General features: G+C 44.6%; 20 protein-coding genes and 1 pseudogene. 14 read left to right on the top strand and 7 right to left on the bottom strand.

The features are described 5' to 3' along the window. Positions 1–7 precede the first annotated feature (7 nt). Together AACV12_RS12415 and AACV12_RS12410 are read right to left on the bottom strand one after the other, a co-directional pair. Positions 8–1,228: an ammonium transporter gene (locus tag AACV12_RS12415; RefSeq protein WP_170900408.1), complete on the bottom strand. Its 1,221-nt coding sequence runs from the start codon at positions 1,226–1,228 to the stop codon at positions 8–10. Between the two features lie 346 nt (positions 1,229–1,574). After that, positions 1,575–3,164, bottom strand: a complete 1,590-nt coding sequence (locus tag AACV12_RS12410; RefSeq protein WP_017042874.1) for an ABC-F family ATPase — start codon at positions 3,162–3,164, stop codon at positions 1,575–1,577. 236 nt (positions 3,165–3,400) lie between these two features. Here AACV12_RS12410 and AACV12_RS12405 point away from each other — a divergent pair, with 236 nt between their 5' ends. From AACV12_RS12405 to AACV12_RS12365, 9 genes and pseudogenes are all read left to right on the top strand, one after another. Further along, on the top strand, positions 3,401–4,036 hold the full coding sequence (locus AACV12_RS12405; RefSeq protein WP_013856877.1) for a response regulator: 636 nt from the start codon (positions 3,401–3,403) through the stop codon (positions 4,034–4,036). Between the two features lie 8 nt (positions 4,037–4,044). Next, positions 4,045–5,664, top strand: a complete 1,620-nt coding sequence (locus AACV12_RS12400; RefSeq protein ID WP_170900407.1) for an MASE1 domain-containing sensor histidine kinase — start codon at positions 4,045–4,047, stop codon at positions 5,662–5,664. Between the two features lie 87 nt (positions 5,665–5,751). After that, positions 5,752–7,083 carry an MFS transporter family glucose-6-phosphate receptor UhpC gene (uhpC, locus tag AACV12_RS12395; RefSeq protein ID WP_170900406.1) on the top strand — a complete coding sequence of 444 codons (1,332 nt, stop codon included), beginning with the start codon at positions 5,752–5,754 and terminating at the stop codon, positions 7,081–7,083. Positions 7,084–7,209: 126 nt separating this feature from the next. Next, the gene (locus tag AACV12_RS12390; protein ID WP_013856874.1) at positions 7,210–8,244 is read left to right on the top strand and encodes an ABC transporter substrate-binding protein; all 1,035 of its coding nucleotides are present in this window, start codon (positions 7,210–7,212) and stop codon (positions 8,242–8,244) included. Positions 8,245–8,353: 109 nt separating this feature from the next. Continuing rightward, on the top strand, positions 8,354–10,450 hold the full coding sequence (locus AACV12_RS12385) for an ABC transporter permease (protein ID WP_026027999.1): 2,097 nt from the start codon (positions 8,354–8,356) through the stop codon (positions 10,448–10,450). A gap of 17 nt (positions 10,451–10,467) precedes the next feature. Then, the gene (gene fbpC, locus AACV12_RS12380; RefSeq protein ID WP_017044718.1) at positions 10,468–11,523 is read left to right on the top strand and encodes a ferric ABC transporter ATP-binding protein; all 1,056 of its coding nucleotides are present in this window, start codon (positions 10,468–10,470) and stop codon (positions 11,521–11,523) included. A gap of 268 nt (positions 11,524–11,791) precedes the next feature. Next, positions 11,792–12,379, top strand: a complete 588-nt coding sequence (mobA, locus tag AACV12_RS12375) for a molybdenum cofactor guanylyltransferase MobA (protein WP_170900405.1) — start codon at positions 11,792–11,794, stop codon at positions 12,377–12,379. Then, a pseudogene (gene mobB, locus AACV12_RS12370) lies at positions 12,376–12,888 on the top strand (molybdopterin-guanine dinucleotide biosynthesis protein B); the annotation flags it as partial. The gene mobA and the pseudogene mobB, both read left to right, overlap by 4 nt. A 198-nt stretch (positions 12,889–13,086) precedes the next feature. Continuing rightward, positions 13,087–13,362 carry a DUF2960 domain-containing protein gene (locus tag AACV12_RS12365; protein WP_026027239.1) on the top strand — a complete coding sequence of 92 codons (276 nt, stop codon included), beginning with the start codon at positions 13,087–13,089 and terminating at the stop codon, positions 13,360–13,362. A 79-nt stretch (positions 13,363–13,441) separates the two neighbouring features. Here AACV12_RS12365 and nagK read toward each other — a convergent pair whose 3' ends face one another. Both nagK and AACV12_RS12355 read right to left on the bottom strand, forming a co-directional pair. Next, positions 13,442–14,353: an N-acetylglucosamine kinase gene (gene nagK / locus AACV12_RS12360; RefSeq protein WP_170900404.1), complete on the bottom strand. Its 912-nt coding sequence runs from the start codon at positions 14,351–14,353 to the stop codon at positions 13,442–13,444. A gap of 156 nt (positions 14,354–14,509) precedes the next feature. Next, on the bottom strand, positions 14,510–15,241 hold the full coding sequence (locus AACV12_RS12355; RefSeq protein WP_017050512.1) for a tRNA-uridine aminocarboxypropyltransferase: 732 nt from the start codon (positions 15,239–15,241) through the stop codon (positions 14,510–14,512). A gap of 92 nt (positions 15,242–15,333) precedes the next feature. On the opposite strand from AACV12_RS12355, the gene AACV12_RS12350 reads away from it, so the two are divergent. Beyond that, positions 15,334–16,125 carry a sterol desaturase family protein gene (locus tag AACV12_RS12350; RefSeq protein ID WP_170900403.1) on the top strand — a complete coding sequence of 264 codons (792 nt, stop codon included), beginning with the start codon at positions 15,334–15,336 and terminating at the stop codon, positions 16,123–16,125. Positions 16,126–16,162: 37 nt separating this feature from the next. Here the strand turns inward: AACV12_RS12350 and AACV12_RS12345 are convergent, their stop codons facing one another. Further along, positions 16,163–18,238, bottom strand: coding sequence for a methyl-accepting chemotaxis protein (locus AACV12_RS12345; protein ID WP_017050513.1), 2,076 nt, complete (start codon positions 18,236–18,238; stop codon positions 16,163–16,165). Between the two features lie 58 nt (positions 18,239–18,296). On the opposite strand from AACV12_RS12345, the gene AACV12_RS12340 reads away from it, so the two are divergent. Further along, a complete protein-coding gene (locus AACV12_RS12340) occupies positions 18,297–18,809 on the top strand; it encodes a C40 family peptidase (protein ID WP_017042506.1) in 513 nt (170 codons plus the stop codon). Positions 18,810–18,820: 11 nt separating this feature from the next. Here the strand turns inward: AACV12_RS12340 and AACV12_RS12335 are convergent, their stop codons facing one another. Then, the gene (locus AACV12_RS12335; protein WP_026027237.1) at positions 18,821–19,162 is read right to left on the bottom strand and encodes a DUF3802 family protein; all 342 of its coding nucleotides are present in this window, start codon (positions 19,160–19,162) and stop codon (positions 18,821–18,823) included. A gap of 404 nt (positions 19,163–19,566) precedes the next feature. On the opposite strand from AACV12_RS12335, the gene AACV12_RS12330 reads away from it, so the two are divergent. The 3 genes from AACV12_RS12330 to AACV12_RS12320 all read left to right on the top strand — a co-directional run bounded on the left by AACV12_RS12330 (position 19,567) and on the right by AACV12_RS12320 (position 22,416). After that, positions 19,567–20,433: a fructosamine kinase family protein gene (locus AACV12_RS12330; RefSeq protein ID WP_013856861.1), complete on the top strand. Its 867-nt coding sequence runs from the start codon at positions 19,567–19,569 to the stop codon at positions 20,431–20,433. Positions 20,434–20,590: 157 nt separating this feature from the next. Beyond that, positions 20,591–20,794 (top strand): CPXCG motif-containing cysteine-rich protein, encoded by a 204-nt coding sequence (locus AACV12_RS12325; RefSeq protein ID WP_010320526.1) that lies wholly within the window; start codon positions 20,591–20,593, stop codon positions 20,792–20,794. A gap of 251 nt (positions 20,795–21,045) precedes the next feature. Next, the gene (locus tag AACV12_RS12320) at positions 21,046–22,416 is read left to right on the top strand and encodes an MATE family efflux transporter (protein ID WP_026027236.1); all 1,371 of its coding nucleotides are present in this window, start codon (positions 21,046–21,048) and stop codon (positions 22,414–22,416) included. A gap of 78 nt (positions 22,417–22,494) precedes the next feature. Here the strand turns inward: AACV12_RS12320 and AACV12_RS12315 are convergent, their stop codons facing one another. Continuing rightward, a complete protein-coding gene (locus AACV12_RS12315) occupies positions 22,495–23,343 on the bottom strand; it encodes a DNA ligase (protein WP_047689512.1) in 849 nt (282 codons plus the stop codon). Between the last annotated feature and the right edge of the window lie 88 nt (positions 23,344–23,431).

The raw sequence follows: 23,431 nt of genomic DNA, 5'->3' as shown, positions 1-23,431 counted from the left end.
TATGTAATCAATCTTCGTTAATGGCGGAGATTTTATGGATAGCCAAATCCGCGCCGTTAAATTCGTCTTCTTCAGATAAACGCAATCCAGTCAATACATTGAGAGAGCCATAAACGATTGCGGCGCCTAATACTGCCACTGAAATACCCAATAAGGTTCCTAGTAGTTGAACGGCGAGGCTGACACCACCTAGGCCGCCGAGTGATGATTGGCCAAAAATACCAGCGGCAATCCCGCCCCATGCACCACAAACACCATGTAATGGCCATACACCTAATACATCGTCTATTCTCGTTCGGTTTTGTAATTGAGTGAACAACCAAACAAATAAAGCACCCGCAACCACTCCTGTCACTAAGGCACCCAGTGGGTGCATCAAGTCCGATCCTGCACACACCGCGACTAATCCCGCTAGAGGACCATTGTGGATAAAGCCAGGGTCATTTTTTCCGACAATTAACGCTGCTAAAATACCACCAGTCATGGCCATTAAAGAGTTCATCGCGACTAATCCACTAATTCCATTTAATGTTTGCGCTGACATGACGTTAAAACCAAACCAGCCCACACAAAGAATCCACGCGCCCAATGCTAGGAACGGAATGTTGGATGGAGCAAAGTTGGTGTGCTTTCCTGCACGTACTCTTCCCTTACGCATTCCTAGAAACATGACAGCGATGAGTGCAATCCATCCGCCGACCGCATGCACGACCACCGAACCAGCGAAATCGTGAAAAGCAGCACCGAATTGAGCTTCAAACCAGTTTTGCACGCCATAATTGCCATTCCAAATCATTCCCTCAAACAGAGGATAAACAAACCCAACTGTGAAAAAAGTAGCAATGAGAATCGGGTAAAACCGAGCGCGCTCGGCAATGCCTCCAGAAACGATAGCAGGAATAGCGGCGGCAAACGTCAATAGAAAAAAGAACTTAACTAGATGATAGCCGTTCCCTTGGGCAAGGGTTTGTGCATCAGCAAAGAAATGAGCGCCGTAGGCTATCCAGTAACCGATAAAAAAATAGGCGATTGTAGAAATACCGAAATCGGCGAGAATTTTTACCAGCGCGTTCACTTGGTTCTTTTTACGCACAGTCCCCACCTCAAGAAAGGCAAATCCGGCGTGCATTAAAAACACCATGATTGCACCGAGCAGCAAAAATAGCGTATCAGAACTTTGAGTCAGGGCTTGTACGGCACCTTGAACCTGACTTACGGTTTGAGTCATCTTAGTGATTCTCCATTGAAATGTTGTGCACCAATCCTGTGCTACTTGATTATTTTCTCACCAATATAGTGAGTTATTGGTATTGAACAGCCTTAAAGCAAAATACATTCCAAAATAAACAAATGAATCAATAACTTTTCAATATCAAATAACTTATTGAAATAGAGTGAATTATATAAATATCAAGGGAGTTGTTGCATGATGGAAGAATAAACGCATTCATAAGAAGCGCACCAAATTGGAACGTGCGCTCCATTTTAATGCACTCTATTTTTTGGCTCGTTCCAGATTGCAGGCATTAAAAAGGCCTCCCGCAGGAAGCCTTTTCTTAAGAGTAAACCGTGGATTAGTTTACGCCACGAGATTTCAAGAATTCAGCATAAGTGCCTTTGAAATCGGTCAGTTTGTTATCACGGATTTCAATGATGCGCGTTGCCAGTGAATCCACAAATACGCGGTCGTGAGATACGAAGAACAGAGTCCCTTTGTAGTTCTCCAACGCCGTGTTGAGCGATTCGATCGATTCCATGTCCATGTGGTTGGTTGGCTCATCCATCAACAGCATGTTTGGCTTATGCATCATTAGCTTACCAAGCAACATACGGCCTTGTTCACCACCAGAGATGACCTTAACAGATTTCTTGATGTCATCTTGGCCAAACAACATGCGCCCTAAGAAGCTGCGGATCACTTGCTCGTCATCCCCTTCTTGACGCCATTGGCTCATCCAGTCAAACAGGTTCATATCTTCGGCAAAATCGTGCGCGTGATCTTGAGCGTAGTAACCAATGTTCGCGTTTTCAGACCATTTGTAGCTGCCGCTACGAGGCTCAAGTACACCCGCTAAGGTGTTAAGCAGTGTTGTTTTACCGACGCCGTTTTCACCAATGATCGCTACGCGTTCGCCTACTTCAAAAATGGCGTTGAAGTTACTGAATAGATCGTTTTCAAAACCTTGGCTAAGGTTTTCAACTTCTAACGCGTTGCGGAACAACTCTTTCGATTGTTCAAAACGAATGAAAGGGTTTTGGCGGCTAGAGGCTTTAACTTCGTCCAATTGGATCTTGTCAATCTGCTTAGCTCGTGACGTCGCTTGCTTCGCTTTAGATGCGTTCGCAGAAAAGCGTGCAACGAAAGTTTGCAGTTCAGCAATCTGTGCTTTCTTCTTGGCATTATCAGAGAGCAGACGAGCACGCGCTTGTGATGCCGCTGTCATGTACTCGTCATAGTTACCCGCGTAAAGACGCAGTTCACCATAATCCAAGTCAGCCATATGTGTACATACGCTGTTTAAGAAGTGACGGTCGTGCGAGATGATGATCATGGTGCAGTTACGTTGGTTTAGCGTATCTTCTAGCCAGCGAATGGTATCCATATCCAAGTTGTTGGTTGGTTCGTCAAGCAGCATGATGTGTGGTTCAGCAAACAAAACTTGCGCCAATAGCACACGCAGTTTCCAACCTGGTGCCACTTCGCTCATCAAACCAAAGTGCTGTTCAAGAGGAATGCCTACCGCAAGCAACAATTCACCGGCTTTAGACTCGGCCATGTAGCCGTCCATTTCCGCGAATTCAGTTTCGAGATCCGCAACCTTCATGCCATCTTCTTCGGTCATTTCAGGCAGAGAATAGATACGGTCACGTTCTTGTTTAACTTTCCACAACTCTTTGTGGCCCATGATTACCGTGTCGATAACCGTGAACTCTTCGTAAGCGAATTGATCCTGATTCAGTTTCGCCACACGTTCGTTAGGATCATAGCTAACGTTACCACTCGAAGGTTCAAGCTCTCCGCTTAGAATCTTCATAAATGTTGACTTACCACAACCGTTAGCGCCAATCAGGCCATAGCGATTACCTTCGCCAAACTTAACGGAAATGTTTTCAAACAGAGGCTTTGCGCCAAATTGTTGAGTGATATTCGCGGTGGAGATCAAAACCAGTACCTTAATAAATGTGAATTGTATAAAAAACTGCGCAACGTTACTTGTTCAAGGCTCGAACTGCAAGCGATGTTTTTGTTTCACTGCCCTCGTAGTGCGAGTAACTCGCTCATTTAATGCCTACCTGCCACTGATCATAAGTTTCGAGAGAGCAATCACATCCCCTGCGCTGGTTTTTGATACTTATTGATACATCTGCGACTATCACTGCAAACCTATAGGATACCCGTATGATTTCAGTTGCTTTGGTGGATGACCACCTCATGGTTCGCTCTGGTTTTGCACAACTGTTATCGGTTGAACCAGACATTCATGTCCACAGTGAGTATGGTAGCGCGCGCGAAGCATTTCGTGCTCTGGTGAACGCTTCTATCGATGTGGCAGTTATCGACATTTCAATGCCCGACGAAAGTGGGCTTGTGTTGTTAGAGAAACTGCGCCGCGCTCAGCCGGACTTTAAAGCCATCATTCTCTCTATTTATGATTCAGCGTCCTTTGTCAGTAAAGCGTTAGAAGCTGGCGCTTGTGGTTATTTATCAAAACGTTGTGGGCCTGGAGAGTTAGTGAGCGCCATTCGTACCGTGGCTAATGGTGATCGCTATTTGTGTGCCGATGCCTTAATTAACCTAAGCAATGCTTCAGGTACGCCATCTGTCCTTGAAGGGTTAACTAAACGCGAAAGAGAGGTGTTTGATCACCTGATTTTAGGCAAAGACGTCAAAGAGATTGGTTACGATTTATCAATTAGCCACAAAACGATTCACGTGCATCGGGCAAATATTTTAAGCAAACTGGGGCTTACCAACAATGTGGATCTCATCCGCTTTGCTATTACTCACCAACTGTTGGTTAACGAGACGTTATAGAAGCGACTATGCATTTTCATCATCGATTTTCTGAAGCTTTACCTCGGTTGTCTCTCTCCTCTGGCTTTAGCTATGCATTTGCATGCGTTTTGTATTCAATTGGTTGGTTTTGTTTATGGAACATCAGCCGCTACTTAACTCCTGATTTATTGCTGGCTGGTCTGTTTTTGCCCACAGGCTTAAAGCTGGCCACACTCGCTCTTGCACCACGTCGTTTTTGGCTTGGGATCACTTTATGCGAAATGGCTATAGTGGTGTCGCTCGGGCATGTGTTGGCTATCGCTGCTCATGAATATCTATTACTGCTGTTTGCATTGATCGCTTATTGGCTGGCGATTGCCTTTCAATCTCTCTGGACATCACTGCACGTTTATTGGAAAAAACTGTTGGCGCTTACCGGGTTGACGGTCGTTTACGGCATCTTATGTGGGAGCTCGGTTTTGCTGTTGGTCAAACCGCTCAACCTCGAACTGCATTACGTGGCACAAGCGACCGTTTCAGCTCTGACCGGCGGTATACTGCTCACTCCGTTCTTATTTCTCCTGTACGATTATCTACATCAGCAGATCTGGAGACCACTGTCACCCGATCTCATCCATCAGGACGTAACACTTCGCCCCTCTGCGTTGCTGTGGTGTTTGCTTTTTTTTAGTGGCGGATTGATCGCGGAGTTAACCTTGCTAGAGCAGCTCAAACCGATCGCCCTGCTCATTTTCCTGCTTCCCAATATTTTTATGGCTTATAAATACGGTTGGCAAGGCGGCGTATTGGCTAGTCTAATGAACAGTATTTTGCTTGCTACGGCACGGCAAATGACAGGTTCATTTGAATCCGATATTGAACTACAAAGTTTTATAGCGACGCAGGCTTTTGTTGGTTTAGGGCTTGGTATTGCGATTAGCCGTCAATATTTCTTGGCGCAACGCTTAGCTAAAATTAACCAAAAGCTGGCAATCGAACTCGCGAACAAACAGCAACTGGCTCGGCAATTAGTCAAGGTTGAAGAGCAAATCCGAAAATCAGTTGCACGCGAACTGCATGATGAAATTGGCCAAAATATCACCGCGATACAGATCCAATCCATGCTCGCTAGTCGCTTGGCACAAAATGAAAAACAAACCAACATCGCTGAGACGATCAACACGCTCGCGCTACGAATTCACTCATCGACACGTCAATTATTAACCGAGCTTCGCCCTCATGCGCTTGATGAATTGGGGCTTGAGAGCGCAATTCGGCAGCTTGCAAGTGAAATGAAATTTGCGGAACGACACGTCGATTTTCGTCTGAATTTCGGAATTTTTGCAGAGCGTTTAGATGACATTACGGCCGTTACACTGTATCGAATTATTCAAGAGCTGCTTAATAACGTGTGCAAACATGCACAAGCATCAGCCGTGCAATTAAGCCTTGTTCCCGGTGACATGTTCAGTGTCGAGCTGCGTGATAATGGCATTGGTTTAGCTTCCGATTGGCGCAGCAAAGGCCAAGGCTTACTCGGCATCGAAGAACGCGTCAGCGCACTGGGTGGCACATTTTTAATTGAATCGCAGCGTAGCCAAATACCGCTTGGGACGCGCATAACTGTTAACTTGCCCACAAAACCGCTCACAATATCAACAAACTAGGAAAATTTCCTAGTCACTTATAACTTTGTCTCATTCATTTGATGAATCACTCCGATACCATCTCTTAGCACTAGGGAGAAACAAAGCATGCTGGGTTTTCTGATTTCAAAACCGACATCAGCACCTATAGAACCACAGGACATTGATGCAACCTATCGTTACTGGCGCTTGCATTTAATGTTATCGATGTACGTCGGCTATGGGGTGTTTTATTTCACACGCAAAAGTCTCAATTTTGCCATGCCTGCGATGCTCACTGATCTCGGGCTTGAACATTCCGATGTTGGTCTGCTTGGTACGCTCTTTTACATGACCTACGGTTTGTCAAAGTTTGTTTCTGGCATGGTCAGCGACCAATCAAAACCGAGTTACTTCATGGGTTTGGGGCTGGTTGCAACGGGCGTGATCAATGTGCTGTTTGGTTTGAGCTCTTCCCTAGCCGCATTTACCGTGCTTTGGACATTGAACGCTTTTTTCCAAGGTTGGGGATGGCCGCCGTGCGCTAAATTGCTCACCACCTGGTATTCCCGATCTGAACGTGGGTTTTGGTGGTCTATCTGGAACACTTGCCACAATTTAAGTGGCGCACTCATTCCGATAAGCATTGGTTTTATCGCTGTGACTTTTGGTTGGCGGTACGGATTTATTGCACCGGGTTGCTTGGCGATCATCGTTGGTTTAGTGCTCTGCTTTCGCATGCAAGATAAGCCCACAACGTTAGGGTTACCCCCAGTGGGTGAGTGGCGTAACGATGAATTAGAAAAGCGCCATGAGTCTGAAGGTAAAGGGCTGCCATTTCGCCAAATTTTAAGTCGTTACGTGCTAGGGAATAAGTACATTTGGCTGTTATGTAGCTCCTATCTACTGGTGTATGTGGTGCGTATCGCGCTAAATGATTGGGGTAATTTATACCTCACTGAACGGCATGGTTATGAGCTTTTTTCGGCCAACGCTGCCGTATCAATGTTTGAAGTCGGAGGATTTTTAGGATCGCTATTTGGTGGTTGGGGCTCGGACAAATTTTTTAAAGGCAATCGAGCGCCGATGAACTTGATTTTTGCGCTAGGCATTTTCATTTCAGTGGCCGCGTTATGGCTAACACCGATTGACAACTTTGTGGTGTTGTCGAGCTGCTTCTTTTCCATCGGATTTTTTATTTTTGGTCCGCAAATGATGATAGGAATGGCCGCCGCTGAATGTTCGCACAAGGATGCGGCTGGAACCGCGACCGGTTTTGTCGGCTTATTTGGCTATCTTGGTGCAGCGTTAGCCAGTTACCCATTGGCTGTCATTATTGAACAATTTAGTTGGGAAGGATTTTTCAGTGTCATTACCCTCTCAGCCGCACTGATTGGATTACTGATTTTGCCCTTTTTAAAAGCGCAACAGCGTGCAGGGAATGCCGTCACTATGTCATAACCTTTCCTCACGTTGTTTTCTGATTTCGCTGTGTCATGCAGCAAAAACGAAATCACAGGAATGTGATGAAACTTAACGCTGCCCTACGTCTACGTTAAGTAATGAAAATAACAAGAGGAAACAGACATGAAAGATAGATTACCTCGCAGTGTACTTGCTACCTGCATTCTCGGTGCTTCGCTTGCCGCGCCTCAAGCATTTGCTGAAGGCCGACTCGTGGTTTATTGCAGTGCCACTAACGCCATGTGCGAGACAGCGACTAAAGCCTTTTCTGATAAATATGACGTAAAAACCTCTTTTGTTCGCAATGGCTCTGGTAGCACGCTGGCCAAAATCGAAGCAGAGAAGAAGAACCCACGCGCGGATGTTTGGTATGGCGGCACGTTGGATCCTCAATCACAGGCGGGTGAAATGGATCTCTTACACGCTTACCAATCCCCGCAGCTTGAATTCATTATGGATGGATTTAAAGATCCAGCGAAACGCAAAGGGAACTACTCTTCGGCCGTTTATATGGGTATTTTAGGTTTTGGGGTGAATACTCAACGTTTGGCTGAAAAAGGATTACCGATCCCGCGCTGCTGGAATGATTTAACCAAACCTGAATACAAAGGAGAGATTCAAATCTCTGACCCACAAAGTTCGGGGACTGCCTATACCGCATTAGCCACCTTCATTCAACTTTGGGATGAAGATAAAGCCTTTGATTATTTCAAAGCACTCGACAAAAACGTCTCTCAATACACCAAATCAGGTGTTACCCCTTCACGTAACTCAGCGCGTGGTGAAATTGCGATTGGTATTGGTTTTTTGCATGACTACTCACTCGAACAATCGAAAGGAGCACCGCTGGAGCTGATTTCGCCTTGTGAAGGTACAGGTTATGAAATTGGTGGTGTGAGCATTATCAAAGGGTCGCGTAACCTTGATAACGCGAAACGGTTTGTTGACTGGGTCATGTCAAAAGAAGGACAAGAGCTGGCATGGAAAGAAGGTCAATCTTTCCAAATTTTAACTAACACTCAAGCGGAACAATCCCCCAACGCCCTCGACCCTAAAAAGTTAACCTTGATCGATTATGACATGGATACCTACGGATCCTCTGATGAACGTAAGCGATTGATTAATAAGTGGGTTAATGTTGTAAAAATGGGTGAATAGCCAACGCATTCCCTTATCTTAGCCTCGATGGGCAGTGCCTACTGCCCTTTTTATAAAGCCAATACCAGGCTTATCACCGTGTGGCTACAAATAACTTTGGTACAGAAAAATGAATGAATTTACAGCAGGCACTGCACCACATCGGCCGCTAAAAACCTCGCATAGGGACCCGATTTTTTATTGGATCCTGACGTTATTGTGTGCGTTTGTGCTGTTGCCCTCTTTTGCACTTGATTACGGAGTGTTTGATTCAACATCGCAAGAGTTTTATGCCGCTATGGGTTGGAGCCGTGCCAATATTTCTTGGTTATGGTTTGCGCTTCCGGGTGTACTTCTCATTCGCCCTTGCTATGCAGGTAATAAGTACGCCAAACACCGTCACTATTTTGATATCGGTTATTCAGCGGCATGCATGTTTTTCGTGTTGGTCAGCTCTTGGTATACCCAGCAAGGTTTAGGTTATTCAACCATTGCACTATTTATTGCCTTAAGTGCTGTCATGACATTGGCATTGGCTCGTCTTGAGTTTTTGGGCGGTGACAGCTTCGTGATTGGTGCTCTGATCTCGATTATTCTCTTGATCACGATTTTTATTATCTTTCCGAGTATCGCCATCTTTGTACCGATGTTCCAAGATGAAATGGGGAACTTTGTTGCGTGGCAATTCATTGAAATTTTGAGCCGAGCGCAGATCATACAAATTGTTTGGAACTCCGTACTGCTTGGCGTATCTGTGGGTATAGGTGCCACTTTCTTTGGTTTGATCTTTGCTATCTATACCACACGCATTGCCACTCGCTCCGCTTTCATTGCGCGAATTTTTTCTATTCTTCCCATTGTGACTCCCCCTTTTGTCGTTGGGCTTGGGGTGACTTTAATGCTTGGGCGCTCCGGTTATATCACCGAACTCATGGTGGATTGGTTTGGGTTACAACAGACAAACTGGCTGTATGGTTTTACAGGCATTTGGATGGCACAAGTGCTCGCCTTTGCTCCTATGTCATTCATGATTTTAGATGGCGCAATGAAATCCCTACATCCATCACTGGAAGAGGCGTCCTACACGCTGCGTGCCAATCGTTATCAAACTTTTTTTAAAATTGTCATGCCATTGCTCAAGCCTGCTTTGGCCAACAGTTTCTTAATCATCTTTGTCCAATCACTGGCCGACTTTAGTAACCCGCTTGTACTTGGGGGCAGTTTCGATGTGTTGGCCACTCAGATTTACTTCTACATCGCAGGAGCTCAATTAGATTACGCTTCCGCCAGTACACTTGGGGCCGTCTTGTTGCTATTTTCGTTGGCGATCTTTGTTGTCCAATATCTGTGGATAGGAAAGCGTTCATACGTCACCATTTCCGGCAAATCATATCGTGGCGATGTGCAAGCGCTGCCTACCTTACTTAAACATACGGTTTCGGCACTGCTCTATTTTTGGATGGCATTTAACATCTTGCTTTATGGCAGCATCATCTTCGGCAGCTTCACCGTGAACTGGGGTGTAGATTACAGTTTAACGCTTAAAAACTATATTCATCTGTTTGGCATGGGAATGAGTGAAGGTGCTTGGCCATCACTTATCACGACGATGATTTATGCCGGCGTTGCAGCGCCATTAACCGCCTTCTTTGGTCTGTTGATTGCGTATATCGTTGTCCGTCAGCAATTTTACGGTAAGAAAGTGATTGAGTTTGCAACCATGCTTTGCTTCGCCGTTCCGGGCACGGTTGCGGGGGTATCTTACATTCTTGCATTTAATGATGCGCCTATTTACCTCACCGGTACCGCGGCCATTGTTGTGATTTCCATGGTGATGCGTAACGTGCCAGTAGGCATTCGCGCAGGTATTGCAGGGCTAGGCCAGCTTGATAAATCGCTCGATGAAGCGTCACTCAGTTTGCGGGCTAACTCCTTTAAAACCATTACTCATATTCTGTTGCCGTTATTACGACCAGCAATTCTCTCAACACTGATTTACAGCTTTGTTCGAGCAATGACGACCGTCAGCGCCATTATTTTCTTGGTGACACCAGAAACACGGGTGGCAACGTCTTACATCCTGAATCGTGTAGAAGATGGTGAGTATGGCGTTGCGATCGCATATGGCTCGATTTTGATTGTTGTGATGTTGGCTATTATTTTAATTTTTGATTTTATCGTTGGCGAGGCACGTGTTTCTCGTTCTAAAGCCAATAACCAAGAATAACCATTGGAGATATCACCATGGAAAATGAAAACTTTGTTGTTTTAAAGAATGTCTGCAAGCGTTTTGGCGATAAAACCGTCATTGGTAATTTGGATTTAGAAATCAAAAAAGGCAGCCTTGTAACACTGCTCGGCCCTTCAGGATGTGGAAAAACGACCGTGCTGCGTTTGGTCGCAGGGCTCGAAAAACCAACCAGCGGCCAAATTTTTATTGATGGTGAAGATGTCACAAGCACCTCCATCCAGCAACGTGACATCTGCATGGTGTTTCAATCTTACGCTCTGTTTCCTCACCTTTCTTTACATGACAACGTAGGTTATGGCCTAAGAATGATTGGCTTGAGTAAAGATGAAGTGAAACAGCGAGTGGATGAAGCCTTGAAATTGGTTGATTTAGAAGGCTTTGGGGAACGTTACGTTGACCAAATTTCCGGAGGTCAGCAACAGCGAGTAGCACTCGCTCGCGCGTTGGTGCTTAAGCCTAAGGTATTGCTATTCGATGAGCCGCTCAGTAACTTGGACGCCAATTTAAGACGCAGCATGCGTGAAACTATTCGAGAGTTGCAACAGCGTTTTAATATCACCTCTTTGTATGTGACGCACGATCAGGCTGAGGCCTTTGCCGTTTCTGATACTGTGATTGTGATGAAAGATGGCGACATCATGCAGCAGGGCTCACCAACTCAACTGTATAAGCACCCAACCTCGATGTTTATGGCCAACTTCATGGGCGAAGCCAATATTTTTGAGGGTCAATATGATGGTGAATACCTGATCATCAATGGCTATAAGATCCCCGCTAATGATGACAGTGTCACGGCTTTGCCTGCGGGGAATTATCAAATTGGTGTTCGACCAGAAGCTATTTTGCTCTGCGCGGACGGTGATGCCTGCCAACAGTGTCAAATTACCAGTATTGCTTACATGGGGTCGATGTATGAAGTGTTGGTTAAATGGCACAACAAAGAGCTGTTACTGCAACTCAACTCGTCACAATTTGACCCCAGTTACGCTGATCACCCTTACCTGACGATCAACCCCGTGGGGTTATTCCTACTACCTGAAGATGCATAATACTGCCTAGCTTGACCAAACGCCTCCAAACTAATGGAGGCGTTTGTGTCTTAGTGAGAGCAATGAACAACTTAACGAGAGCAATGAAAAAGATCCACCCGCGCAAGTGAGATTGGTTATAATCATCAGCCAGTTAGCACCAAGGCATGAGTTGGGTTATCATCCTTACCTTGGTTTGTCGCCACTAAAAATGGGCGAGTGATGCTCAATCAATGAGTTTAACTTGTCTGTACGGCGCTCTTCTCATCGCACAATTAAGAGACATTTCATGTTACTTCCCACACAAACAAGTTGGGTTATTTTAGCGGGTGGGCAAGCCAGCCGTATGGGTGGACAAGACAAAGGGCTGATTGAACTCAATGACCAACCTTTGATTCAACATGTCATGAATAAGCTTAAGCCGCAATCTACTAACCTGACGATTAACGCTAATCGTAACCATGCACAGTATCGTCAGTTTGCGCCTGTCATTTCCGATACCATGGCTGATTATCCCGGTCCACTCGCTGGAATTCAGGCAGGGTTAACCCATGCACAAACCGATTGGGTCGGATTTGTCCCTTGCGATTGCCCGTTGATCAATGACGATCTTGTTGCGCGTTTTTGCCATGCTGCTCAAGACTCGCATGATATTTTAGTCGCCCATGATGGTCACTTCGCTCAACCCGTATTCACCCTTATTCACCAACGTGTGCTGCCAACACTGACTGCATTTTTAGAACGTGGCGAGAGAAAAATCACCCGTCTTTATCAAGAATGCCACACAGATTACGTTGACTTTAGCGACTCGCCAAACTGCTTTTTGAACCTCAACACGCCTCAAGATCTGGCACAATTTGGAACTTTGACATCATGAAATATCAAGCGCCTTCATGCCCTTTGCTTGGCTTTGCGGCCTACTCTGGTACAGGAAAAACAACCCTGCTTGAAGCCTTGTTGCCCAAGTTAAGGGCAGCAGGCCTAACATTAGGCGTACTTAAGCACGCGCACCACGATTTTGATATTGATAAACCAGGTAAAGATAGCCATCGGCTGCGTAAAGCGGGGGCAAGCCAGATGTTAGTTGCATCGCGCTATCGTCATGCCATGATGACTGAGACGCCAGAAGCCGAACCCGATTTCGAATATCTTTTGTCTCGCTTTGATTGCGATAAACTCGACGTAATTTTAGTTGAAGGGTGTAAAAACCTCACCTTTCCAAAAATTGAATTGCACCGTGCTGAAGTGGGTAAACCTTGGCTATATCCAAATGATGAAAATATCATCGCTATCGCCGCGGATGAAGTTGTGAAAAGTGCTTTACCACAGATGAACATCAATGATCTCGATGCAATAGCGGCGTTTGTCATTGAATATGTACAGCGTTGTAAATGAAATATCCTGCGCTATTTCAGTGGTGAAAGCGTGACAATTATCCCACTTAAAGGCAAAATCTAGCCCATTACATGTTGGTTAGTCATGTTTCAGCGCTGCCAACGCCCCCATTTTCAATTGGTTGATAGTAAGCGATCAGCCTTTGTTTATTTTCCCGAAATTGGGAATGACGATTTTAGAGAGATGATCATGGCTCGCACCATTTTGTACACTTACAAAAATGAAGATAAAACGCTGACTTTTTCTTACGAAAAGCATCACAACATTCAAGAAGCAGTAGCCGAAGCAGAAGGTATTGATATTACTGATTTTTTAAAAATGGAACAGCAGCTGGAAATGATTTCTGACGCAAAAGCGGTACGCAATTACCGCGATAACCACTTTAAAAAGTTAGGTTTTAGCAAGCTAACACTGCAACAAAAAGAAAACGTAGGTGTGGGTAAAAAAGGTGCTAACACCAAATAAACAGAACTTAGGTTAAAGAGTTAACTTTTGACTGATATAAAAAAGGGCCCGTTTGATTATAGGCCCTTTTTGTTTGATTTTATGATTTGATATTAAGGAAAGCCGCACCACGTACGCCGCCTGAATCACCATGTTTTGCTTTGATGATCTTCGGACATTTCGCGACAGAAAGCAGGTATTTCGGTACGCGTTTAGGCATCTCTTGGTAGATCAATTCAAAGTTTGATAAACCGCCACCGAGTGCAACAACGTGTGGGTCATTGGCTGTGAAAATGTTGGCAAAACAGATGGCAAGTAGTTCCATAAAGCGCTCAACATGCTCAACGGCTTTCGCTTCACCTGCTTCATTGGCGTGAATGATATCAATCGCTTTTTTGTGCTCGCTATAATAGTGCTCGTACAATAGCTCAAAACCGCGGCCAGAGAGATAACTGTCTAAGCATCCTTTCTTGCCACAACCACAGCCGAGCATCGGCGCGTTATCACCAAGATGTAACCATGCATCAAGAGGCAGACGCATATGACCAAACTCCCCTGCGACGTGGTTACGGCCAGAGAACACTTTCCCTTCATAGATAAGGCCGCCACCAAAACCTGTGCCGAGAATTAGGCCCATAACCGAAGGCTCATTTTTCAGCTCATCGTCCCATGCTTCAGAAAGCGCAAAGCAGTTTGCATCATTTTCAATCTTCACGCTGCGGCCAATTTTTGCTTCTAAATCAGCACGCAATGGTTTGCCTTTTGCAGCAGGAACGTTGACGGTTAATACCGTAGCATCATTAGCGTCTTCCATACCTGGTAGGCCAAGGCCTATTTTACCTTCCACACCCAATTGCGCGTCATATTTACTCACCAACTGCGCAATGGTTTCAACTAGCAGATTGTAGTCGTTTGTTGGGGTAGGAACGCGCTCCGTTGCTACGCGTTCTAACTTCTCATTAAACGCACCAAACTCAATTTTAGTGCCACCGACATCAAAGCCGTAGTACATGCAATCTCTCCTAAAATTTGCTCATCAATGAGCTAAAAATAAAACTTTGGGCATTATCCACAGAGCTCAGCCTACAATCCGTGACCGAGTACCAATTTATCTGGTCTATAGGTTCGATTGAGCAATTACTCATCACCGAATCGATCAACTTTAGAGTCACGTCTCGCTTTGCTGCTGGTCGATGAAACGTTTCAAGACTGGCCTGCTCAAATCATGCTTTAGGCGGGTTTTGCTCAGCAAGTAACTTTCCCGAAACACTTCAAACCATTGGCTTAATAGCAGAGAGGCTTGATGCTCACCCACTTCAGCCAATACCAATGACGCCACTTCAGCCGTTGATAAATGCTGCTCATTATCAGATTTACGCATCATATATTGCGATACGCTTTTAGGTGCGATAGACATCACCGGAAGCGCATCCAAATAAGGTGATTTACGAAACATTCGTCTTGCCTCGCGCCAGCTTCCATCAAGTAATATCAACAGTGGTTTGCGTTTATCGTGCGCGCTGGGAGGGCTTTGTATTACTCGAGGCTTTTCATCCACATACTCTTCGGGAAAAATGACGACTGGTTGATAAGCGGGATTATTCAACAGTGCTAGCATTTCCGCGTGAGGTTCGGTGCGATTCCACTGATAAACGTAAGTTTCTTTAATCACATCGGCAATTAGTCGACCAGTATTACTGGGTTTAAATACTTCATTTTCAGAAACCAGCAGTAATACTGCGATATCCGTATCCATATCCGGTTGATGGCCGCATAAGCAGTATTGCGTGGCGACCTGACAATAGGCGCAACGTTCAACTTTCGCACCACGAGCTTGAAAAGGTTTGGTCGATAACGCTAAGCGATGTTGGAACAAATGGTTAAATGCGTGGATTCTCATAAATCAGGGCGGCAAGCTGGAAAGTGCTGCCGATTGTACTTACAGTACAAGCAGATTCCTAGCACAAGACCATTGAAGATGAGCCATTAAGTATGAACCTGAACCCTGAATTGATCCGTTTGAGCATATTTTTCGCTGTATTTATGCTTTGTGCGCTGTGGGAATGGTCTTGCCCACGTAAAACACTCACCCAAAGTAAAGCCACTCGCTGGCTGAATAATTTAGGTTTGGTTGGTTTAAATAGCGTGTGCTTATCGCTATTGATGCCAGTGTTAGCCATTGAAGCGGCTTATTGGGCGCAGCAAGACTCGATTGGCCTTTTTAATTGGGTGGATTTACCACAAGTAGCTGAAATTGTGCTGTCAGTTATTATTCTTGATGGCGTGATTTACGCCCAGCATGTGCTTTTTCACTTCTCTCCTTGGTTATGGCGTTTACATCGCATGCACCACACTGATCAAGATATTGATGTGACCACTGGCTCGCGGTTTCACCCACTTGAGATGATCCTCTCTTTGTGGATCAAAATCACTTGCGTGATCATTTTGGGTGTCAGCCCATTCGCGGTATTGATATTTGAGGTGGTGCTCAATGCGAGCGCGATGTTTAACCACAGTAACGCAAAATTACCGTTGAAAATGGACCGTTGGCTTCGTTGGTTGGTGGTGACACCTGACATGCATCGGGTGCATCATTCAGTCATTGTGCGAGAAACTCACTCCAATTTTGGTTTTTTCTTGTCATGTTGGGATCGGCTATTTCGTACTTATCGTGCGCAGCCAGAATTGGGCCATAAGCAGGTCATTATCGGCCTACCACTCTTTCGAGAGAAGCGTGAGCAGTGGTTGGATAAAATGCTTACCCAACCATTTAGAAAAAAGTGACAACGTCATGAAAATACAGAAATCCGCGCTGGATAAGCTAGTTGAGCGTATATTTATGCAACATAGCCTGCTGTTCACCCGCAACTTCAGCCACCTGCTCTGAACTTTCGACCATGGCTTCAAGCTGTAATTTGGTTTGCTCTCCTTGCGATGAAACTTGGCTGATAGATTGACTTACATCGGCCGTCGCTCGTTCTTGTTCTTCTGTTGCAACGCTTATCTGTTCAACTCGAGCACGAATCTGTTCCACTGCTTTTTCTATCTGCTCAAATGTTGTTTTGACTTCTTGACTCGATTGCAGCGCATTACTCATCTCTTGGCGCGAATCCGATACCGCTTGACGAGAGCGCTGCGTTGCATTGGTGAGTTCATTCATCATGTCTCGGATATTGGTGGTTTGCTGTGATGTATCGCTGGCCAATTTGCGTACTTCATCGGCTACAACCGCAAAACCACGCCCTTGTTCGCCAGCTCTTGCCGCTTCAATCGCGGCGTTCAACGCCAGTAAGTTGGTACTGTCAGCAATACCGCTGATCATATCCACCATCTCGCGAATTTTCTTCACGCGCTGGTCAAGCTCGTGCATTGCTTCATCGTTTAAATGCAGTGTATTTTCAAGAGATTCCAAGCGAACACGGTTTTGTTCCACTACTTTCACCCCTTGCGTAGAAAACTGGCTGGCAGCCACTGATTCTTCATAAGATTCACTGGTCACAAGCGCGATATTCCGAATCGCCGATTCCAACTCACTCACGGTGGAAACCATGTTAACCAACGAATCATTTTGTGCGGCTAAACTGCGGTTGGATTTATCGGCTGCATCGTGACTGGTTTCGGCATTTTGGTAGAGCATTTCACAATTGCGCGTTACGGTAGAAATTGAATATTTTGTTGATTCAATAACTTGGTTTAGTTGTAGAGCAACTTCTTTAAATTCACTCGGGCCAATCAAGCGAGCGGGTTGAGAAAAATCGTGTTGAGTTAATAATGCAAGCTTGGCCAATAAGTTATTCAGCCCCAGCTTTAGCCAGTGGCGTAACCCTAGCCATGCTAGTAAAACCAAAGCGACCAGAATAATGCCGCCAGTATATTGTACTTGCTTAACCATTAGCATTGCGTCATGAACCACGTTCTCACTGTGTTTGATCAACTCACTTGCGGTGGCAGAAATCGTATTTAGCAGTGCTACCGTGTCTTTGGCTAGCTGCGCAGCTTGTGCCATTTCTTGTCGCTGCTGCTGTGCTTGCTCAATTTTATTTAAGATCAGTGCTAAAATGCCATGCTCAACAAAACCCGCTTTAACCATTTCATAAGGTGCCGTCAGGCTTGCAAACTCCATAACATCAGGATGCCACTCTTTGAAATCATCAAAGGCTAGCTCAATTCCCGCCATGCGATTACGGATTTCTTTAAATTGCACTTTGGCCTGTTCAGGATCGTTTTGCATCATTAACAGTAAGAAGGTACTTTCCATCGAACTTGCACTGGCAATAAAGCGGTTAGCCGCATCCATCGATTCCGGGTTATCTAATGCGAGAAATGAACTGATCCGGTTCATCTCCGGTCCAATGGAGCTTAATCCGTAACGAAACGCGGTGGCGGCGTTATCGATAGCATTCTGCTGTTCAAGCAAAGAGGCCTGCGTTGATAAAATAGAATAGGTGAGCTGCTGAAATGCCGCACTTTTGCTGCGTAACGACACTTGATGATCTTGAGTAATCGCGTTACCGATACGAGTAGCGATGGAGAAAAGCTGGTCAGTAAGTTGGTCAGTCTGCTGGTTTAAGTGGCTTAATTGCTGGTTTACCGCTTCTAATTCTGCCGATTCCGTTGTGCGGATGCCATCTCCGAGAGATTGTACTTGTTCTAATATATTTTGCGTCAACCTTGCATTATTTAATGCCAAAGGTAGTGTTTGTTCAGACAATCCAGAAAACTGTAGCCCTACCTTATCGATGCTTTTTAGACTGGTGATGGATAAAAGGACCACCAGTAACGTCATCGTGATGAAAATGGCACTGATGGTTTGAATCAACGACAGTGAATGTCGATTATTTATTGAGGAATTCATGATAAATGCAACTAAGTGATTAGAGAATGTGTTAAGGCTCAACCATAGTAGGAATGCAATATTTCAAAAATGTTTCAGTTACATTTCATTGGGATGATAAATGATTAAAAGTCCAATACTCTTCGCATTATCAATAACTAGTGTGCTAACGGGTTGCGTAGGATCGCCTATTTCGTCCAATTCTGGCCCTACTTATGTTACTCAAGAAGAGATTCTGTCAATTGTCCAAGATAAAGACGATGGATTAGGCACGGTTTTTCAGCGCTGGCAAGGAGTGCCGTACCGATTAGGTGGTGAAACGTTGAACGGAGTCGACTGCTCAGCATTTGTGCAAATAGCGTTTAAAGATGTATGGCAGATCCCTCTACCACGAACCACACGCTCACAGAGTCAAACGGGGTTTGAGGTAAATTATCAAAATGCGCAGCGCGGGGATTTGGTCTTTTTTAGAACATCAAGGACGAGCAATCATGTTGGAGTCTATCTAGGAGACAAAAAATTCATGCACGCCTCTACGTCTAAAGGTGTGATGATCTCAAGAATCGATAACCCCTATTGGGCTTCTAAATTCTGGCAATTTAGGCGGATTATAAGCCCGCCTAACTCTGATTAGTCATACTTCAATTAGTCGTACTTCGCAACGGCAGTATCGAACAGATTCTTCACTAAGGCGATGTATTCATCAAGAAAAAGGATCTGTTCATTGGTCGCAGGTTTACTCCAAACACCCGCCAATACTTCACCAAGATCTTCCACTACAGAATCGGCTTCTTTGAGCAACTGGAATCGAACACTGGAATGTAGCTCAGGGTTTTGTTCAAAAATAGCCATGATGTTGCTTGAAACCATGTCGGTCACAACATCTTCTACACTTTCAGCGCCAATATCTCCGCCTGATGTGAACACATCCATATTAAAAGAGAGATGCTCTATCAGAGCCAAATAACCATCGGTTTCTACAACCACTTTAATTCTCCGCTTTACCGCTAAATTGCTAGTAATCACTGTACCTTCAATAATACTAAGCCATGTCAGCCCATTTTCACAGATTTGATAGTTTAGACGTTCAAATTTCCCGCGATTTCTTGATAAGCATCTATTTCACGAGCATTTATTTTCCCCAAAGTAGGATACGCCATCCTATAAATTGGGTTACTAGCACCTAAGCAAGATCAACTTATGGAAAATATAGCGTTATTTTTAATACTATTTCTGTATTCGCATCTGCAAATTCTTGCACTTAATCACATTTATGAGCATTGGTGCTCCCTCAAAAGGAAAGTGGCTAAATTATGTGTCACGCACTTCTGAAATATTCGTAACCATGACCTAAACTACGAATTATTAAGTAAATCAAGGCAGAGGTCGTTATGTGGCAAACTCTCATTCAGCAGTTATCCGATACGCTCATGTTTGAATTTAACCCTGTTGAAAAAGAAAAAGTCAGCGGTGGTGACATTAGTGATTGCTACATGATCAGCGATGGCGAGCAACGCTATTTTGTTAAAGTAAACACACGAGACTTCTTAGCTAAGTTTGAGATTGAGGGTGAAAACCTACGTTCGCTTCGTGAAACGTCAACAGTACAGGTTCCCGAGCTAGTGATGATTGGAACCAGTAAAAATCATGCTTTCATTGTTTTAAACTATCTACCAACCAAACCCCTAGATAACGCGACGAACAGCTATGAATTCGGTGTACAACTGGCCAAACTGCATCAATGGGGAGAACAAAAAGAGTATGGGTTTGATGCAGACAATTATATTGGTTCCACTTTGCAGCCAAATCCGTGGGACAAAAAGTGGGGTCGTTTTTTTGCGGAACAACGTATCGGCTGGCAATTGCAATTGTTGCGTGAAAAAGGAATTGAGTTGTTCAATATCGGCGAGTTGGTCGATGTTGTCCAATCTCGCTTAGCTAACCATAGCCCTCGCCCATCTCTGCTGCATGGAGATTTGTGGCACGGGAATGTGGCAAACTCTGTATTTGGTCCAATTTGCTACGATCCCGCCTGTTATTGGGGTGATCGTGAATGCGATATCGCAATGACAGAGTTATTTGAAGGTTTTCAACCTGAGTTTTACCAAGGCTATGAGAGTATCTTACCTTTGAGTTTGGACTATGTGGAACGTAAGAATATTTATAACCTCTATCATGTCCTCAATCACTACAATCAATTTGGTGGCCACTATCTGGTCGAAGCGGAAAGTTTGATCAAGAAAATCCTCTCCTTTTAACGGTGTAAACAACCGAGCTGTATAGACAACAAATGAGCCTTAATAAATGGCTCTTTTGTTGTTTTATGGGCCAATTCAAAGTTTGAACTTAATTTGCCGCTTAAAGGAACTTAGCGACTTAGTATTAAGGTATCTCCAAGGATGTAAGGAAAGAGATATGAAAAATTATACGGAAAGAATGGTCAACTGCCCTCACTGCGGTCATTCCATTAGGATCACCCTAGATGCATCAAATGGTAGCCAAGAGTTTTATGACGATTGCCCCGCCTGTTGCCATGCGATTCATCTCAATATGATGGTTGATGAACGTTTAGACAAAATAGAGTTGTTTGTTGATGCCGATGATGAACAAATCTTTTAAAAAGTGAGCGCTTGGCAAGCGCTCTTCTTAATGGTTACGTGCAACACGCCAAGCCCCCTATCTAGCCTAATCAAGCTTTGTCTGAAATAGATTTCACCGCATATAGCGCGACGAGCAACCTTCCCAATAAACATTAGGTAATTTCATCAGTTTTTCATGGAGCTTAGTGTGACATTTCTTTATCATCCATGCCTACGCGATAAGTTGATTATTGGTCGCGATTTTTGCTTGTCCTTCCTCTGGAGATATTTGTGCATCGTTATAAACAAGAAGCTTCAAATTTAATCAAATTGGCAACACCTGTGTTGATTGCCTCTATTGCTCAAACTGGAATGGGCTTTGTAGATACCGTCATGGCAGGTGGTGTGAGTGCGATTGATATGGCTGCGGTATCGATCGCGGCGAGTATTTGGCTACCTTCGATTCTGTTTGGTGTTGGGTTGTTAATGGCGTTGGTTCCTGTGGTAGCGCAACTCAACGGATCAGGGCGGCAAAAGAAAATTCCTTTTGAAATACAGCAAGGCGCAGCGCTAGCTTTGTTTGTCTCTATTCCCATTATTGGTGTTCTTTTTCAAACTCAATGGATTTTGGGGTGGATGGATATTGAGCCGTTGATGGCTGAAAAAACTAACGGGTACATGTACGCCGTGATGTTTGCCGTACCTTCTTATTTACTATTTCAAGCATTGCGCAGTTTCACGGATGGTATCTCACTGACTAAACCCGCTATGGTGATTGGTTTCGCGGGCTTATTAGTTAACATTCCACTTAACTGGATTTTCGTATACGGAAAATTTGGCGCACCAGAGCTAGGCGGTGTGGGTTGTGGTGTGGCGACGGCAATTGTCTATTGGTTGATGTTTTTTATGCTGCTGTTTTATGTCGTCACTTCTAAACGCATGGCGCACATTAATATCTTTGGTGAATTCCATAAACCACAATTGAAAGCGCAAATTCGCTTATTCAAGCTTGGTTTTCCTGTGGCGGCAGCGATATTTTTTGAAGTTACTCTATTTGCTGTGGTCGCATTGTTGGTCGCTCCACTCGGTTCATTGGTGGTGGCGGCTCATCAAGTCGCTTTGAATTTCTCATCATTAATTTTTATGTTACCGATGAGTATCGGCGCGGCAGTGAGCATCCGTGTTGGCCATAAGCTGGGCGAGAAAAATATTGAAGGGGCAACCATCGCTTCGCAGGTTGGCTTGTTAGTCGGTTTATCTACTGCAATTATCACGGCGACGTTAACGGTCCTATTTCGTGAATATGTGGCTTTGCTTTATACGGAAAACCAAGCCGTTGTAGCCATGGCGATGCAGTTGCTTATTTTTGCGGCTATTTATCAATGTATGGATGCGATTCAAGTCGTTGCAGCAGGAGCGCTACGTGGTTATAAAGACATGACGGCGATTTTTAATCGTACCTTTATCGCTTATTGGATGATTGGCTTGCCAACGGGCTATGTATTAGCAATGACAGATTTCATTGTCGAACCTATGGGTGCCAGTGGGTTCTGGATAGGATTTATCGTTGGCTTATCTTCTGCTGCTTTAATGCTGGGTATCCGCTTACACTGGATGCATCAACAAGCCGATAGCGTGCAACTCGATTTTGCATCGAAATAACAGCTTGATTCTCTGAATTTCAACGTGGCGAAAAGGCGTTGCGATGAAATAATAAGGTCAGACATTGTCTGGCCTTATTTATATTGCTGGCCTTTCTCTCATAAAACGTGCAAATCTTGGTTTCCCTTCTGCAGTGAGATCATTAAAACGAAAAGTAATAATGGATCCGATCTTTGGCGGATTATTTCTGATCTCATCAGAAAAACCGCTGCCGATATAGAACTCAACACCGTTTTCTAAGCGCACTAGCACTGATCCCATCATACCTTGATACTTGCCAGAACCCAGTTTATAACCAATGACCGTAGCTTCAGCATCTTGGTGTTTTTTAAGCTTAAGTAAATCGTTACTGCGGCCGGCTTGGTAATGGGCATTAATTTTTCGCAGCATCACCCCTTCACCCTGCCCATCACTTACGTTGTCTAAATACCCAAGCAGCTCTTTTTCTGAGTGAATTGGTGAATGTTCAATATAGGTAATGTGCGGAGCATTCATGAGTGAGGATAAGTGGATGAGATTGCGGTATCGCTTTTGGTAGTCACCGATCGCTTCGGGCATATCAAACAGCATAAAGCGGATGCTTTGCCACGCTTCATCGGTTGGTATGGTATCCAATACCGTTTGTTGAACGTGATGAAACTGACCTCGTCCAGCCCAGAGCTCTCCTTCTAATGCCTTATTAGGTAATGGTGCAGTAAACCAAGCAGGCGCATTGATCTTATTACCATTACGCGTATGAAGATATTGTCCATTCCAGATGGCGCGAATTCCATCCAGTTTTTCACTTTTCCAGTACTCAGCAACATCAATGCCATGTTGGTAACTATTGGCTGCTGTGACCGGAATAAACATCTGAAAGTTTTCCGTTGCAGTGACAGGAATTGTGTTCAATAAAGCGATGGAGAGTAGCGATAGTTTCAGTTGCATGCCATCAGGCTCGATCAATCAAAATGTGGTACATACTTAGCACGTACCACTCATATGAAAACCATAAACAAGATAAATTGCGATGAAA

Source organism: Vibrio sp. 2-2(8) (assembly GCF_963888495.1).
Classification (GTDB): domain Bacteria; phylum Pseudomonadota; class Gammaproteobacteria; order Enterobacterales; family Vibrionaceae; genus Vibrio; species Vibrio anguillarum.
This window is presented reverse-complemented; position numbering and strand designations above follow the sequence as displayed.